Below are 16,766 nucleotides of genomic sequence, written 5' to 3' on the forward strand. Positions count from 1 at the left end.
TCCTAATTAGGATTACTACATTTATTTGCGTCAAATTATGTAACTTTTCTACTTATGTAAGAGTATTACAGCTTTGCTCATTGACATCATTGATACATATCAGGATCACAGTTAAAACTAGCATCGCTGAAAAGATAGCCAATAAGTGGCACTTTTGCGTTACCAATCTTGCGACTTCTGTCCTTTTTCTGCCCCTAACACCACAGAATAAGGATCTTGATGGATCAGTACATCTGAATGTGGATAGAGCTCAAGCAGTTTATCTTCCACTTCGTCAGAGATTCGATGCGCTTCAATTAATCGGATATTGTCTTCCAACTCTAAGTGCAACTGAATAAATCGAGTTGGCCCTGACATTCTGGTTCTTAGTTGATGAACCCCGAGCACCCCTTCCACTTTCACGCAACATTCTCGGATTGCTTTCAGCTCTTCGTCGGGCAGTTTGCGATCGAGTAAGGTTTGAATCGCCTCTTGCACCATTTTGAATGCGCTATAGAGGATGTAGACACCAATTGCGACGGCAAAAACTGAGTCTGCTTGGGTAATCCCAAACCAGCTCAAACCTAGCGCGAGCATAATGGCGGCATTCATATAAAGGTCAGATTGATAGTGCAGAGAATCTGCAGCTATGGCTTGGCTACCCGTTTTCTTCACGACATGTTTTTGGAAACGAACCAAGGCAAAGGTGACTAAGATGGCAAACAAGCTGACGTAAACACCGTATTCAGGGGACTGTAACTCGTGTGGTCTAAAGAAGCGCTCAATACCATTTAAGATCAGGAATACAGCGGAGCCAGAAATAAACATCGCCTGTGCCAACGCTGCTAGTGATTCGGCTTTACCGTGGCCAAAGGTATGCTCTCGGTCAGCAGGCTGAAGGGAGTAACGCACCACAACGAGATTAACCAGAGATGCCGCGATATCGAGCATTGAGTCAATCAAAGAGGCAAGTAAGCTGACTGAACCAGTCACCCACCAAGCCCCTACTTTAACCACCAATAGCAGCGTCGCTACAATGGTAGCTGTCCATGCGGCCATGGTGACTAAACGAGCATATTCTTGTTTCATAGTGCTTTGATTATTAAACAAACATCTTCTAAGTATAACCTTACAATTGTTGAATAAAAATGGCATAAAAAAGGCGGCTATCAAGCCGCCTTAATTCAATACTATCTCTAGCGAGTAAAACGCTCTTGCATTTTCTCTTGGCATTTTGCTGAACGCTCTTGTTGCAGCTCAACAAATTTTGTTTTCTGCTCAGGAGTTAAAATGCTCAACATCTGATGCTGTTTCTCTAGCATTTTCACTTTACGTTCCGTTTGCTTTTCAACCATTGACTTAGCAAGCTCGTTTGCCGCCGCTTGGTCAAAGTTATCCGCTAGAACCAATGCCTGAACTTTCTCTTTTTGTGCTTGCATCTCTGCATGGCGCGCTTCAAAGTTCTCTTTAAAGGCCGCTTTCATTTCCTGTTTGCTTGCCTCACGCATCTCTTTCATCTGGTCTTTTTGCGCATCAGTTAAGTCAAGTTGACGCATGATTCCGCGGTCAAAGCCACCACCACACTCGCCGTGACCACCTTTCTTACCATCTTTGCCACCGAAAGCGAACGCACTCGCTGTGCCAAGTGCTAGAGGAAGAACAACTGCCGCTACTACTAGTTTCTTTGTCATTTTCATAATCGTACCTTTCACTTTGTCTATTGGATTGAGCTGTTCTCACAGCGCTTGAGTGTAGAATACGACTTGCTGCGTAAAGCAACGTATTGAGAGAGTAAAGAATCGTAAAGAGCGATAATGACCCTAAATCAATTGGTCATTTAACAGTAATATATAGATATCCAACTTATGTAGAGACCTTGTTATGCCAAATATCTTATTGATTGACGACGATACCGAGCTAACCAGCTTACTTAAAGAAGTCCTATCCTTTGAAGGCTTTGATGTGTCTGAAGCAAATAATGGCGAAGAAGGACTGGCACTACTCAATGACAAGATTGACCTTATCTTACTCGATGTCATGATGCCTAAGCTCAACGGAATGGAAACCCTCAAAAGACTGCGAGAAAACTGGGAAACACCAGTGTTAATGCTGACGGCTAAAGGCGAAGAGATAGACCGAGTCATTGGCTTAGAGCTGGGCGCGGATGATTATCTGCCAAAACCCTTTAGCGACAGAGAACTGCTGGCTCGCATTCGCGCAATCCTACGTCGTACGCAAAGCAATAGTGCAAGCAAAAGCTCGAAAAACTCTGACTGCATTGAATATCAAGACATCCAAGTGTATCCCGGTAAACAGGAAGCTTACTGTCAGGGAGAGCAAATGGAACTCACTACCACAGAATTCGCTCTGTTAAGCCACTTTATCCAAAATCCTGGGCAAACCCTAACCAAAGAAGCGTTGAGTTTGGATGTTCTTGGAAAACGTCTCGCCGCTTTCGATCGTGCTATCGATATGCACGTCTCCAACCTGCGGAAAAAACTGCCAGAACGAGAAGATGGCAAATCACGCATCAAAACCTTACGTGGACGCGGCTACTTACTGGTTGAGGAGGACTAATGCGCCTACCTAAGATCACTAGCTTGTATGGGCGTATCTTCGCCATATTCTGGTTTACCATGTTTTTGGTGCTGATGGCGGTACTGTCACTGCCACATCTCGATCCACGCAAAGCGCGAGATATTCCAGTTGAGCACTACGATCGCATGATCGAGCTGAAGCAGAATATCGAGAAGCGCTATGCCAAAGATACCAACCTTGCCCGCATTCTGTTTAAGCTCGAAGGGGGAAAACGCTCTTCACGAGATCCTCGTCCGCGCTTCTTTGTTACTGACCTAGAAGGCAACTTGCTCACAACCCAAAACCACAAAGACTTTAAGTATCGCGCGCTTCAAAACTTTATCACTAGCGTCGAAGTCGATAGCGAACCCAAGCAAAAACTTTATGGTCACTACATGCTTGCCGGTCCACTGCCTGTCACATTAGCCAAGCAAGACTTACTGCTCTACATCGGTGTGAAATGGAATCAACCACCGCCATTCTTACTGCGCATGTTTGATAGACCATTCCAGTTATTGTTTGCAGTAATGCTGGTCAGCACTCCTCTGCTACTGTGGCTTGCATGGGCACTCAGCCAACCAGCACGTAAACTGGAACGTGCAGCCAAACGTGTCGCCAAAGGGGAATTTGTGGTTGACCCTGCTCTTGAAAAAGGCACCAGTGAATTCCGCCAAGCGGGGACAAGCTTTAACCAGATGGTGGAAGCGGTTAATCAAATGATCTCAGGCCAACAACGCTTATTATCAGATATTTCCCATGAGCTGCGCTCTCCACTGACTCGACTGCGGATGGCAAATGCCCTCGCGACTCGAAAACAAGGTGAGAGCCCTGAACTGGTTCGTATTGATACCGAAGCCCAGCGCTTGGAGCAGATGATTGGCGAGCTACTTGAGTTGTCTCGTATGCAGGTTGATAGCCATCTAACCCGAGAACCTCAGCCGATGGCGAGTTTATGGGAAGCCATCCTCTCGGATGCTCAGTTTGAAGCAGAACAAATGGCTAAAACCCTCTCCTTCAATGATATTCCTGAACGTATTATTTCAGGTAATCCAAAACTATTGATGAGCGCATTAGACAACATTGTTCGCAATGCTATCTATTATGGTAAAGACCGCATCGAAGTCACTTTCACTGAATCTAGCCAACAAATCATGATTGCGGTTGATGACAACGGTGAAGGTGTACCGGAGCAGGAACTCGATGCGATATTCAGACCGTTTTATCGCGTCTCAACAGCGCGCGATAGACACAGTGGCGGAACAGGTTTAGGCCTGACCATCACGGAAAGTGCAATACGCCAGCATAGCGGAACCATCGAAGCGAAGCGGAGTAAACTCGGCGGGTTAAGAGTCGAAATCACTCTTCCACTCGGTGCGGAGCAATAACCCTACAAAAGAGACAGTTGATAATAGATCTCATTATCATTTAAAGTAAATCCTTCAATTATGGAGGATTTACCATGTCTCACACTTTCCCTGAACTTCCTTACGCTTACGACTCACTTGAGCCATACATCGACGCAAAGACGATGGAAGTGCATTACAGCAAGCACCATCGCACCTATTTTGATAAATTTATCGCTGCAGTTTCTGGTACCGAGTTAGAGTCCACCACACTCAAAGATATCTTTGCCAACATTTCTCAGCAGCCACCTGCGGTGCGCAATAATGGTGGTGGTTACTATAATCACATCCTCTACTGGAACTGTATGAAACCAAATGGTGGCGGTGTTCCTCAAGGAAAACTCGGCGAGGATATTGTGTCTACCTTTGGTAGCTTTGAAGCATTCCAACAGCAATTTACAGATGCAGCGATTAATACTTTCGGCTCTGGTTTTGCTTGGCTGATCGTCAAAGACGGACAACTTGTCATTACGTCAACCAGCAATCAAGACAACCCACTAATGGACGTGGCAGGAGCTCAAGGTGAGCCTATTTTGGCGCTCGATGTTTGGGAGCACGCCTACTACATCAGCTACCAAAACCGCCGCCCTGACTACATTGAGGCTTGGTGGAATGTCGTAAACTGGGATGCCGTGAGCGATAACTACGCAGCAGCTTTGGCCTAGTCGCCTCAAAGCACAATACGAAACTAACAACGTCAGACTTGGCGGCTTTCAAGAGTCGCCTTATACTTTCTAGCCTTTGAACAATCAGCGTTAAGAGTTAGTCATGTTTGATATCGCCCTCTACGAACCAGAAATTGCCCCGAATACTGGTAACATTATTCGTTTATGTGCCAACTGTGGTGCCAACCTTCACCTTATCGAGCCGCTTGGTTTTGATCTTGAAGAGAAGAAAGTTCGTCGAGCGGGATTGGATTACCACGACCTAGCTCGCGTCACTCGCCATAAAGACTACCAAGCTTTTGTTGAGTATCTGGAGAAAGAACGTGGTGAGTACCGAATTTTTGCCTGTACAACCAAAACAACAGGCCATCACGTCGATGCCAACTTCCAGAAAGGTGACGTACTGCTGTTCGGCCCAGAAACCCGCGGCTTGCCTGCTGAACTCATCGACAGCATGCCAATGGAGCAGCGTATTCGTATTCCAATGATGCCAGACGCACGCAGCCTCAACCTTTCTAATGCTGTCGCCATTATTGCTTTTGAAGCTTGGCGCCAAATGGGCTTTGAAGGGGCGCAGTAGCGAGAAGCGAGAAGCGAGAAGCGAGAAGCGAGAAGCGAGAAGCGAGAAGCGAGAAGCGAGAAGCGAGAAGCGAGAAAAAATTAAAGGGTTGGCACAATGTGTCAACCCTTTCTCTTTCAGCGTAAACATCTAAGTCTTAACAAAAACTACCAACGTTTCTATCTCGAAGGGCAAAGCCCGTTCTCGATTCTCGGAGTGAAACGTTCTAGCATCTCGCTGTCCGCTCTGCCCTACGGGCGTGCAACGAAACCTACTGCTTCGTATGCTTTCTTCAGCGTTTCTGCTGCGCGTGCAGAGGCTTTCTCAGCACCTTGCTTCATCACCTGATCCATATAAGCACGGTCAGCGCGGATACGGTGGTATTCCGCTTGAATAGGCTCAAGCATTGCAACGAGTGCTTCACCGACATCTTTCTTAAATGGACCGTACATCTCTACACCTTGGTACTTAGCTTCGATCTCTTCAAAGCTCATACCTGTTGCTGCCGAGTAGAGACCCATTAGGTTTGAAATACCGGCTTTGTTGTCCCAGTCATGAGCAATACGCGGTGGCGTTTCTGCATCTGTCTGAGCTTTGTTAATCTTCTTGATGATTGACTTAGGCTCTTCAAGCAGAGTGATCACGTTCTTACGGTTATCATCCGACTTAGACATCTTCTTAGTTGCATCTTGCAGGCTCATCACACGCGCATTCACTGTTGGAATGTACGGCTCTGGCACTTGGAAGATTGGCTGCTCTGGCGAGTAGATGTTGTTGAAACGGTTAGCGATATCACGCGCTAGTTCAAGGTGCTGCTTCTGATCACTACCGACAGGCACTTGATGCGCACCGTAGAGAAGAATATCTGCTGCCATCAAGACTGGGTAGTCGAACAAGCCAACATTCACATCACCAAATTGGCTAGATGAGTCTTTCGAATAACGTGCAGACTTGTCTTTAAACTGGGTCATTCGGCCCAGTTCACCCATCTGGGTGTAACAGTTAAGAAGCCAACCAAGTTGAGCATGCTCTGGTACATGTGACTGAACAAATAGCGTGCTCTTTTGCGGATCAACACCAACTGCAAGACAGATTGCTAGTGCGTCTAGAGTCGCTTCGTGCAACGCTTTCGGATCTTGGCGAACCGTAATTGCGTGAAGGTCGACAACACAGTATTGGCAATCGTAATCATCTTGCATCTGCTGCCATTGACGTAGAGCACCCAAGTAGTTACCGATACTTAGTTCACCTGATGGTTGAACACCACTCAATACGATGGGTTTGCTCATGGGAATAATTCCTTTGACTTCTTATGCTAAATAATGAAAAAACCGCGTGGTTTCTATCCACACGGTTTACTCAGTGTACTCATTAACGAGTATTTTAAAAGATCTTTTGTCGCTATTAAGCTGAAACCGTTAAGAGTTCTGCTAAATCTGCGATGGTATCTGCGACATAATCCGGTTGAGAGACAGAAATAGGCTCACCGTGGTTGTAGCCATAGGTCAAACCAAACGAATGACAGCCTGCGTTTTTCGCCGCTTTGATATCGTTACTTGAATCACCTACCATCAACATTTCTTGTGGCTGACAGCCATGTTTCTCAAGCAGCCAATTTAGTGCCATTGGGTTAGGTTTTTTCTCTGGGAACGTATCGCCACCAATCACATCAACAAAGTACTTATCAATGCCGTGCTTCGCCAGAACCTCAGGGACAAACTTCGATGGCTTATTGGTCACTAGCGCCATGGTAAAGCCCGCTTCGTACAGCTCTGCCAAGGTTTCCTTTACCGCTGGGTAGAGGTGGCTGAGCTTGTGTCCGCTTTGCTCGTAGTAGTCATCAAACAGAACGCGCGCTTTAGCATGCAGTTCTGGATCTAAATCTGGTGAGACCGTTAGGCTGCGGCTCAGTGAACGACCAATAAGAACATCAGCGCCGTTACCTACGTAGTCACGCACTTGCTCTTCTGTCACCGCTGGGTAGCCTAATGCTTGTACCGCTTGGTCAGCAGCAACCGCCAAATCAGGCACGCTATCAAGTAGCGTCCCGTCTAAATCGAATGCGATTAACTTAATGTTACTCATTGAATTAGTTAACCTTAGCCAGCTCTGCGCGCATTTCATCGATCACTTGCTTGTAGTCTGGCTGGTTGAAGATAGCCGAACCTGCGACGAACATATCCGCGCCCGCTTCTGCGATCTCTTTGATGTTTTCAACCTTCACACCACCATCAATTTCTAAGCGAATATCGCGACCAGATTCATCAATCATTTTGCGTACTGCGCGTAGCTTATCGAGTGTTTTTGGAATGAAGGATTGACCACCAAAGCCAGGGTTTACTGACATCAGAAGAATCATGTCGACTTTATCAATGATGTACTCAAGGTGAGACAGTGGGGTTGCTGGGTTGAGTACCACACCCGCTTTACAGCCATGCTCTTTGATAAGCTGCAGTGTGCGATCAACGTGCTCAGAGGCTTCAATATGGAAAGTGATCATAGACGCCCCTGCTTTAGCGAAGTCCGGAATAATGCGATCCACTGGCTTCACCATTAGGTGTACATCGATTGGTGCAGTAATACCGTAGTCACGTAGTGCCTGACAGATAGGCGCACCAAAGGTTAGGTTAGGTACGTAGTGATTATCCATCACATCAAAATGAACCACATCTGCCCCTGCTGCGAGTACTTTTTCTACGTCTTCGCCTAAGCGAGCCATATCCGCAGACAGAATTGATGGAGCGATAAGGAAATCTTTCATACCTGACCTCTAGTATTGATTGGGCATCATTGCACACTGAAGAAACTTTGCGCGCAATTCTACCTAAGCTAGAGGTGAGATGATAGAGAAGTGTGATGAAATGTGATTATTTGCTTTCAACAGGTTTAAATAGCGCAAGAAGTTCATCAACTTTGTTACGCCCTGCACCGTTGCGGCTAATAGTACGTTTCACCTTGACGACATTGAGCTCAGCGCCATGATAAAGGCGACGGGTCAAAGTGGTATCGTGGTTAGAAATCAGCACTGGAATTCCACGCTCAACCGCTGCTCTCTCAGCCACGTCGGCCAAAGCAGCTTGGTCATCAAGAGTGAAACCATTACCTGCATACGAGGTGAAATTGGCTGTCGTCGAGAGCGGCGCATACGGCGGATCACAGTAGACAACACTGCCTTTGCGCGCGCGCTTAAATGTCTCGTGGTAGCCTTCACAGACAAATGTCGCTTTCTTCGCTTTCTCAGCAAAAAACTCTAATTCGGCTTCCGGGAAGTAAGGCTTTTTATATGAACCAAACGGGACGTTAAAGCCGCCTTTTTTGTTGTAACGGCATAAACCATTAAAGCCAAAGCGGTTCATGTATAGGAATGCTAAAGAGCGATACATCACATCATCTGTGGCATTGAATTGGCTGCGAATATCGAGATAAGCCTCTTTGCGATTATTCTCAGGGCAGAACCAACGCTTCGCCTCAGTAATGTACTCTTGCGGATTTTCTTTAAGAAGGTTGTACAGGTTAATCAGATCTGGGTTGATGTCGGCGAGCAAATACTGATCATAATCAGTATTAAGAAAGACAGACCCAGCACCTACGAACGGTTCTACCAGCTTACGAGCTTCTGGCAAGTGACGCTGAATATCTTCGACAAGTCCGTATTTTCCACCTGCCCATTTCAGGAAGGCTCGCTGCTTCTTCATCTACTGCTCTATCTATCAACCACAAATTAAGGCTGCGGAATGTAACATATTTTGTAATTAATCTCAGACAATTTTCAGGATTACACCCAGTTTCTAATTATCTTGATTGCCGCGGTCAATCTCTCGTTGCACTTGGCTAAGAGACTTAGCCCAAGGCTCCAAGTTTTGCAGCTCAGTAGATAGCCCTTGTACCGCATCACGCGCCACTTGAATGGTTGGATAGTTTTGGTACGTCACTATGTACCAATCTACCCCGTTACGCTGAGTTGGATAGATAAATACCTGATTAGCGAGCTGATGACGATCAATAAAATTCTGCACTTCCTCAAGTGAGTTCACTGCCGCTAGCTGGAGAGTGTAACTACGTGGAGAAAAGCTTTTCAGCTCATCTTTAGTAAAAGAGAACTTGATCACGTTAGGACTTGGCGCCGCTTCCTCTTCAGCCGGGCTTTGTGCTACGGCTTCGGAATCTGAAGTCACTGCCGCTTGAGGCTCGGTAACCTGCTCAGTTTTCGATTGCTCGACAACTTGTTCGATTTTGCTAGTATCCGCCTGCTCAGGTTTGCCTTCCATCAGAGCATCAACCACATCAGAGGTAATCACTACGCGCTGATGATCCTCATCGGTATTGCCAACACTCGATATTTGCTCAGTCACATCTGGTGGTAGCGAGAGCGAGTCATCTTCAGCATTCGCCATGGTTGGATCAACCACGGGTTCAGGTTCAATTGTCGCAGCGGTACTTTCTTCGCCAGCGCTCTCTTCCGATAGTGTTGGTATTGCCGTCTGTTCGATAGATTCAGTGATTTGCTGAGCTTTGTCATCTGGCGACGGCTGCGACATCATCCACCAGTAACCGCCTCCGATTAACACCAGTAGCGTGATAACCAACAGTGCAATATTGATTGGTGAACCCACAATTGAGCGGATAATGATCCTTTTTTCCACTTTTTGATCCCCTAAAGCCATGATTTCGCCAGGACGACGAGCAACTGTTCGATACGCGTTTCGAACGCGCTTTTCCATGTCATCTTCGACAAACCGAATCACCAATTGTTCAAAGAATCGATCCGCTTCTTCTTGACTAAGTGGTTCAATTTCAAGATCAATTGGCTTGTGTTCTTGACCATAACCCAAACGAGTCAGCAATGCATCTAGACTGTTCGATTGAGCGAACAACAACACATTCACCGTCCAACCTGGGTTAACCTGAGCTTCAAGTACCAACATCCACAGTTCAGAAACAAAGGATTCAGTCAGTAAGTGCGCATCATCGATCGCAATCACGACATCACAGGTCTCGCCCTGCATGATGCGTGTGAAAGATTCGACGAGAGAATCAGCTGGATTAAAAAGAGGTTCGGAAATAAGTTGAGTGAGGATAGTTGAGCGACGTTGAGATTCATCTTGGTTAGGGTAACACATCAATAACGACTGGTTTTTATCTTGCGCCCAAGCTTCTAGATAATATTGTGCCAGCCAAGTCTTACCCGCACCTGATGCACCACCAAGTGTGACCAAATTCGAGCCAAAATTAGTCAACAGTTGCAAGCGTTCTAGCAGTTCTGTTTGTGAATCTAACTCCAACACACGTGGATCATGCGCCAAGCTCATTACGTTATCCCAATGAAAATACGAGTAATACCAAGCCAACGCTTTAACCTCGTGAGGGCAAAGGTCAGATTGGTACTACAAAACAAAAAGATTTAAACAGTGCGCGCGAAGTCGATAGCTTGTTCAATGATCGATTCTGGTACACCTTTAACTACTTCAGCAGTCCCTATACTGGTAGGGAGTACAAGGCGAAGCTCACCAGAGAGTACTTTCTTATCACGCATCATATGCTTCATGAAATCAGCAAATGACATCGTTTCTGGAGTATGTACTGGTAGCTGGGCTCTTTTCAGTATAGAGATAATTCGCTCAACTTGCTGCTCATTGATAAGGCCTTGAAGTTGAGCGGTTTTTGCAGCCATCACTGTGCCTGCCGAAACAGCTTCACCATGTAGCCAATTACCATAACCTAACTCAGCTTCGATCGCATGACCAAATGTATGACCTAGGTTCAGCAACGCGCGAATTCCTGACTCTTTTTCGTCCTGAGCAACCACTTCAGCTTTAATCTCACAGCAGCGAGCAATAGCGTAGGTGAGAGCTTGCTCATCAAGTTGATACAGCTTATCGAGGTTTTCTTCTAACCAGACAAAGAAGTCTTGATCGTAGATGATGCCGTACTTGATGACTTCAGAAATACCGGCAGCAAACTCTCTTTGCGGTAAGGTTTTTAGACAATCAGTATCGATAACCACTGCTTTAGGTTGGTAGAAGGCACCAATCATGTTCTTGCCGAGTTTGTGGTTAACCGCCGTTTTACCACCCACAGATGAGTCGACTTGAGACAATAGCGTCGTCGGGATCTGGATAAAGTCGACACCGCGCTGGTAACAGGCCGCAGCGAAACCCACTAAATCACCAATCACACCACCACCGAGCGCAACCACCACTACATCACGGGCGTAACTACCTTCGAGTAGGAAGCTCATGATGGTATTAAAGGTGTCTAATGATTTGTACTGTTCGCCATCAGGCAGCTCAAGAACTGTCGCTTCACAGCCTTGTTGCTCGATAAGAGAGAGGATTTTATCCGCATACAGTGGTGCTACAGTGACATTAGAAATCACCACCACTTTTTGTTTTGCCGATAAGAAAGAAAGGTGGGCCGGATCATTAAATAATCCGGCACCAATTGAGATTGGATAGCTACGCTCATCTAAGCTGACCGTAATCCGTTCCATGGGTATTCTCCAGTTGCTAAAAAAAGTCTTAACGTTCTTCTAGCATTTTTACGATCTGGTTGGCTACCACTTTTGCACTTTGATCGTCTGTACGTACTGTGTAATCCGCAATTTCTTCGTAAAGTGGGTTGCGCTCGCCAGCTAGCGATTCAAGCACGTCACGTGGATTATCAGTCTGTAATAATGGTCGCTTCTTGTCGCGGTTAGTGCGCGCAAGCTGCTTTTCAATCGTTGTTTCAAGGTAAACAACAATACCGCGTGCAGAAAGACGATTGCGGTTTTCTTTGCTCTTGATTGAACCACCACCGGTCGCAAGTACGATACCTTGCTCTTCCGTTAGGTCGTTAATCACTTTTTCCTCGCGATCGCGGAAGCCTTCTTCACCTTCTACGTCAAATACCCAAGCGATATCTGCGCCAGTACGTTCTTCAATAACGGTATCAGAATCAACAAACTCCATATGAAGCTGTTGAGCTAGGTGTCTACCAATTGTGCTTTTGCCGGCACCCATAGGGCCAACAAGGAAAATATTGCGTTTCTCAGCCATGTTTAGCAGTAATTTACAACGTTAATTCAATGACATCGCCACAAGAAAAGCCAGTGTGATACTAGCGATGGAGATGCTTGTGGCACCGATTCCTCACAGATAATTCGTGATAAGACCCGAAATTATCTAGATAAGGTGCCATTAATGCAAATTTATTTTCGTCCCTAACCAAAATCTTACTCAATCACTACCCTTGGGGTGACGAAAATTAACAGTTCGCTTTTGCCCATTTGTTGGTAAGAACGACGAAATAGCGCCCCTAGCAGAGGCAAATCACCAAAGAAAGGCACCTTGTCGACCGCATCTGTCACGCTATGTTGAAAGATGCCCCCGAGTACCACGGTTTCTCCATTCTCCACCAGCACTTGGGTACCGATTCTTTGGGTGTTAATCGCCACCGCTTCCCCGGTACCGGTTTTCACCACATCACCTGGCCTATCTTGGGTCACGCTCAAATCCAGAATTAGCCGATTATCTGGGGTGATCTGCGGCGTGACTTTTAAACTGAGCACTGCCTTCTTAAACGAGACGCTGGTTGCCCCGCTTGAAGATGACTCTAGATAAGGGATCTCGCTGCCCTGCTCAATATAGGCTGGCTTTTTATTGGTGGTGATCAAACGCGGGCTTCAGATGACTTCTGCTTTCGACTCTCTTTGTAATGCCGATAACTCAAGGTCAAGCAACATATCGGAACCAAGCTTGGCGACTTGAAATGCGATGGTCGAAGCATTGGCAGAAGTTGCGCCAAGATTCACATTAAGCATGTCATCGATTGGCACCACATCGAATACGTTATCTTCTACGCTGGCGCCAATAGAAGTGCTGCCATTGGTGTTACTAAATCCCCAACGTACCCCAAGCTCATCCAAGTTGCCTTCATGAACCGTGACAATTCTCGCCTCGATTTGCACCTGCTTAACGGGGATATCGAGTGATTCGACAATAGAACGAATAACATCGACATTTTGCTCTAAATCTCGAATCAATAGGGCGTTGGTGCGCCCGTCCACACTCAAAGAACCCCGAGGGGAGAGCATACTAAACTCACCACCATCGATTAAGTCAGCAATATCGGCCGCCTTGGCAAACTTAACTTGGATAATATCCGACGACAGTTTCCCTAACTGTTCTTGTAAACGCGCTTTCTCCAGCATCTGCTGCTCACGAGCATCCAGTTCCGCTTTTGGCGCGACCAAAACAATGCTTCCTTCAACACGTTTATCTAACCCTTTGACCTGCAAGATGATGTCGAGCACCTTCTGCCATGATACCTCTTCAAGGTGTAAGGTCAGATTGCCCGTCACTGAATCGGAAACAACCAAGTTGAAATCATTGTAATCGGCGATCAGTTGCAACACATTTCTAACCGGAATATCTTGAAAGTTAAGTGATAATTTCTTACTTGGTTTATCGAGAAGGTTCGTCTTGTCTACCTGCTGACCATCGCTACTACTCGCCACGGTGACTTGCAATCGCGTCCCTTCAAGTTGATCGTGATAACGAAAGTCCCCATCAATTGCCGCTATCAGCTCGACCTTGTCAGGATGGCGAAAAACTTCAATGTCACGCACTACAGTACCAAACTCGATCACGTCAAATATCTTGATTAACGCTTCCGTCACTTGAGTTTGAGGCAGGGTAATGCTTAACCCCTGCGCCACTTTTTGTATATCAACCACAGCACGTGAGTCGGACAAGGTTAGGACAATTTGCGCGTTGCGCTGCTCATCGAGTTTGAAATCCAAGCCTTGCAGCAGATTGTCATTTTGCTCTTGGGCATAAACAACACTATGGAAGAGGACCACAAACAAGCTGCACCATTGCAAACAGCCTCTAGCAAAAGCCAGCATACCTTTTATCCTATTCATCTCTATCCGTTCTCTACTTAAGCGCTAATTTGGTTTCACGTAACTGCCAGCATCCGAGGCCGTCTGCTATGGCTTCTTGCACAAATAAATAGTCATCCGCGACCTTGGTGACTTTGCCATGATTCAGCCCCAGATTACTGCCCGAGTTAACCTGTACTAAGCGGCCAGTTGGAGCCTCAATAAGTGCTGATTTTCTTCCACCTCGGCTCATCACACCTTTTAGTTGTAATTGGCTTAACGGAAAGGTCGCCAACTGACTCGTGTTGCGTTTTGGTTGCCAACAATCTTTTGTTAACGCCTGCTGATTTATAGACAAGGCCGCTTGAGGTAGTTCGAATGGCTGCCTAACTTGGTGGGCAGTATATATGGGGCTTTGAACATCAATGAGCGGGGCAAGTTCATACACGTCCACTTCAGCATCACGCTTAAGTTGTGCTAGGTATTCCTCAAGCGGAGCTTGATTTGCCTTGCAGCCAGAAACCAAAGCAATCAAAGGCAATAGCCGATTAATTTTCATCTTTGACCTCACTTTTAAGCTGATAGGTGTAGGCTCGAGCGCGAAAATGCAGCGTGCTGCTTTCTAAACTGACACGATGCCAATAGACATCATCAAAATTTATAATTCGCGCTAGCGAGGCAATCGCCGCAGAAAAGTCACCGATATCGTGATAGTCACCGGTCAATTCAATGTTAAGTGGAAGCTTGTACAGAAACGTTTGATCGTGCTTTTGTCCCCAATCAATTCGAGTAAAGGTCAGGGAGTTTTGTAAGCCGACCTGATTAACTGACGCCAACATAGAAGCGAGCTCTTTTTGCGCGGGTAATTGGCGCGATAGATAGTCATAGCGCTGTGACAGTTCATCAAGCTGAGCCTTCATTCTAGGTAACAACACCACTTTTTTCGTTTTCAATGCTATTGAGGTTTTGTGCTGCTGCTCGTGCTGTTTAAGAACATCGAGTTGTTCAAGCTCAGGCTGAACCAAAAGCCAATAACCGCCTGCCTGTAACATCGCCATCAACACCGCTATCACGACTAGTTGATAAGTAAGTGGCCACTCGCCTATCTCTTCAATATCAAGGTTTAAGCGATTCACTCTGACCTCCTAAAAGAGAAAAAGAGACGCGATATGATTGGTACTTACTGGCAAATCGAGCAGTACCATGAACAATGGAATGCATCTCAACGTTAGTTACAGCGGGTGATTTTTCTAGGTTATCTAGCATGGTGGCAAGATGAGAAGTTGAATCGCTGATCCCAGCGAGCTCAACCTGTAGACCATTCATCTTTAACTTGTCGATGTAAACACCAGGCGGGATCAGCTCGGGCAATAAATTCATAAAGTCTGTGGTTTTATTGCGCTCTTTCTGCAACCCCTCAATAACCGACAATCGGGTCAAGAGGGCTTGATGTTCTTGTTCAACGATTTTCAGCTGGTTAAGCTGTTGGTCCAATTGTGTGCCATAACGCACAAGATATTCATTACGTTCAGATTGCCGATCCTGTTGCTGCTCTATGTGTATGCCGATGCCCCACTGGATAACTACAGCAATGATTAACGTAACCATCATCAGCAGTCCAAAACGCTTGTGGCGATAATCTCGCAGCTCTTCACGCCACGGCAGCAAATTGATGCTATGCAGCATGACGACTCTCCAACCAAGTGAGCGCGCATAGAGCAATCCCAGCCGCCGATGCGAACCTATGCCCATTGGTCAACAGATTTTCGGACGGCTGTTGGCTCGTTGTTGCAAAAAGAGTCAGTGGATTGAGAAGCTCACACTCAATGGCAAAGCGCGTGCTGATTTCATTCGCAAGAGCAGGCATGGTAGCCCCTACACCTGACAGCCAAATCCCTTTAACCCTCTTGCCGTGCATTGAAGCAATAAGCTGTAAATTGCGTTGGATTTTATCTAGTAACTCAGCGGTGAACTCTCCACGGCTTTGCGCCAGACTTAAGAAAAGGTTTGAATCCACCTCTTTTTCATGGATTGCCAAAACGATGTTTTTGCAAAAAGGCGCTTTATCAGCAAGGTCCATACACAACGAAGCGTGGTCAAAACCAACATCAATCATAAGCCAGTCGGCTTTAACCTGTTGTCGTGAAGCAAGCTGCCAAATATGCACTAAAGCATGGGCACGTAAATCAACCACTACGGGTTGAAAGGCAGCGCTTTTGAACACTTCTACTCTAGGGTCAACCAGCTCTTTTTTCGTCGCGTATACTTGGTAGTGAGTTTGCGATGACTGTCTATCCGCGGTCAGCGGGACATAATCTAAGTAGAGTTCATCAATTGAAAACGGAGTTTGATGGGAAAATGCGTCAGAAATAGCATACTCAATTTCATTGTCGCTAAGCCCGCTATCTATCTGTAATACCTTACTTATTACCGCATTATCTGGTATCGCCAATGCAACTTTCGTACTAAATCGCGGCAAACTCTTCCTTAGTTCTTTGAGTTTCTTTACAATTTTCTGATAATTTGACATATGGTTATCAGAGAAAATGCCCGCTTCGATTGGCAATTCTCGATAGTCGACAAGAGCAAATGTGCCCTTGTTTGGCTTGAGAACCACCGCTTTAATACTGTGGTGTCCAATTTCAATGCCTGTAACTAATGATTTACCCATGCAGCTTAGCTCCGTACTTTTTGCTTAGCTCATTTGCTTAAATTGATGG

At 46.1% G+C, this 16,766-nt stretch carries 17 protein-coding genes and 1 pseudogene; 4 read left to right on the forward strand and 14 right to left on the reverse strand.

Annotated elements, in window-relative coordinates:
- Positions 1-159 precede the first annotated feature (159 nt).
- Together fieF and AC6R16_RS19320 are read right to left on the reverse strand one after the other, a co-directional pair.
- Positions 160-1,068: a CDF family cation-efflux transporter FieF gene (gene fieF, locus AC6R16_RS19315; RefSeq protein WP_239852849.1), complete on the reverse strand. Its 909-nt coding sequence runs from the start codon at positions 1,066-1,068 to the stop codon at positions 160-162.
- Between the two features lie 107 nt (positions 1,069-1,175).
- Positions 1,176-1,676, reverse strand: coding sequence for a CpxP family protein (locus tag AC6R16_RS19320; protein ID WP_004743312.1), 501 nt, complete (start codon positions 1,674-1,676; stop codon positions 1,176-1,178).
- 184 nt (positions 1,677-1,860) lie between these two features.
- On the opposite strand from AC6R16_RS19320, the gene AC6R16_RS19325 reads away from it, so the two are divergent.
- The 4 genes from AC6R16_RS19325 (at position 1,861) to trmL (ending at position 5,204) form a co-directional block, all read left to right on the forward strand.
- On the forward strand, positions 1,861-2,556 hold the full coding sequence (locus AC6R16_RS19325) for a response regulator (RefSeq protein WP_500675464.1): 696 nt from the start codon (positions 1,861-1,863) through the stop codon (positions 2,554-2,556).
- Positions 2,556-3,941, forward strand: a complete 1,386-nt coding sequence (gene cpxA, locus AC6R16_RS19330; RefSeq protein WP_500675465.1) for an envelope stress sensor histidine kinase CpxA — start codon at positions 2,556-2,558, stop codon at positions 3,939-3,941. The genes AC6R16_RS19325 and cpxA overlap by 1 nt, the downstream gene beginning before the upstream one ends.
- Before the next feature lie 74 nt (positions 3,942-4,015).
- Entirely contained in the window at positions 4,016-4,624 is a 609-nt protein-coding gene (locus AC6R16_RS19335; protein ID WP_004743309.1) for a superoxide dismutase, read from the forward strand.
- A gap of 103 nt (positions 4,625-4,727) precedes the next feature.
- On the forward strand, positions 4,728-5,204 hold the full coding sequence (trmL, locus tag AC6R16_RS19340; protein ID WP_500675466.1) for a tRNA (uridine(34)/cytosine(34)/5-carboxymethylaminomethyluridine(34)-2'-O)-methyltransferase TrmL: 477 nt from the start codon (positions 4,728-4,730) through the stop codon (positions 5,202-5,204).
- Between the two features lie 230 nt (positions 5,205-5,434).
- On the opposite strand, the gene trpS is transcribed toward trmL, so the two are convergent.
- From trpS to pilM, 12 genes and pseudogenes are all read right to left on the reverse strand, one after another.
- Entirely contained in the window at positions 5,435-6,472 is a 1,038-nt protein-coding gene (trpS, locus tag AC6R16_RS19345; RefSeq protein WP_008077776.1) for a tryptophan--tRNA ligase, read from the reverse strand.
- 115 nt (positions 6,473-6,587) lie between these two features.
- Positions 6,588-7,268, reverse strand: coding sequence for a phosphoglycolate phosphatase (locus tag AC6R16_RS19350; RefSeq protein ID WP_500675467.1), 681 nt, complete (start codon positions 7,266-7,268; stop codon positions 6,588-6,590).
- A gap of 4 nt (positions 7,269-7,272) precedes the next feature.
- Complete coding sequence (gene rpe, locus AC6R16_RS19355) at positions 7,273-7,944, reverse strand: ribulose-phosphate 3-epimerase (protein WP_171325640.1); 672 nt, start codon at positions 7,942-7,944, stop codon at positions 7,273-7,275.
- A 106-nt stretch (positions 7,945-8,050) separates the two neighbouring features.
- Positions 8,051-8,878, reverse strand: a complete 828-nt coding sequence (locus tag AC6R16_RS19360; protein ID WP_171325638.1) for a Dam family site-specific DNA-(adenine-N6)-methyltransferase — start codon at positions 8,876-8,878, stop codon at positions 8,051-8,053.
- 93 nt (positions 8,879-8,971) lie between these two features.
- Positions 8,972-10,492 carry an SPOR domain-containing protein gene (locus AC6R16_RS19365; RefSeq protein ID WP_500675468.1) on the reverse strand — a complete coding sequence of 507 codons (1,521 nt, stop codon included), beginning with the start codon at positions 10,490-10,492 and terminating at the stop codon, positions 8,972-8,974.
- Positions 10,493-10,584: 92 nt separating this feature from the next.
- On the reverse strand, positions 10,585-11,673 hold the full coding sequence (gene aroB, locus AC6R16_RS19370) for a 3-dehydroquinate synthase (protein WP_500640448.1): 1,089 nt from the start codon (positions 11,671-11,673) through the stop codon (positions 10,585-10,587).
- Positions 11,674-11,701: 28 nt separating this feature from the next.
- Positions 11,702-12,220, reverse strand: coding sequence for a shikimate kinase AroK (gene aroK / locus AC6R16_RS19375; protein WP_004743301.1), 519 nt, complete (start codon positions 12,218-12,220; stop codon positions 11,702-11,704).
- Positions 12,221-12,396: 176 nt separating this feature from the next.
- Positions 12,397-14,070, reverse strand: a pseudogene (locus tag AC6R16_RS19380) (type IV pilus secretin PilQ).
- A 31-nt stretch (positions 14,071-14,101) separates the two neighbouring features.
- Positions 14,102-14,605 (reverse strand): pilus assembly protein PilP, encoded by a 504-nt coding sequence (locus AC6R16_RS19385; protein ID WP_500675469.1) that lies wholly within the window; start codon positions 14,603-14,605, stop codon positions 14,102-14,104.
- Complete coding sequence (locus tag AC6R16_RS19390) at positions 14,595-15,182, reverse strand: type IV pilus inner membrane component PilO (protein WP_239827310.1); 588 nt, start codon at positions 15,180-15,182, stop codon at positions 14,595-14,597. Before AC6R16_RS19390 ends, AC6R16_RS19385 begins: the two co-directional genes overlap by 11 nt.
- A complete protein-coding gene (locus AC6R16_RS19395; protein WP_500675470.1) occupies positions 15,163-15,732 on the reverse strand; it encodes a PilN domain-containing protein in 570 nt (189 codons plus the stop codon). The genes AC6R16_RS19390 and AC6R16_RS19395 overlap by 20 nt, the downstream gene beginning before the upstream one ends.
- Entirely contained in the window at positions 15,722-16,717 is a 996-nt protein-coding gene (gene pilM / locus AC6R16_RS19400) for a type IV pilus assembly protein PilM (protein WP_500675471.1), read from the reverse strand. The genes AC6R16_RS19395 and pilM overlap by 11 nt, the downstream gene beginning before the upstream one ends.
- Positions 16,718-16,766: the final 49 nt, after the last annotated feature.

This window comes from Vibrio sp. R10-SG3-ISO10, from assembly GCF_059834185.1.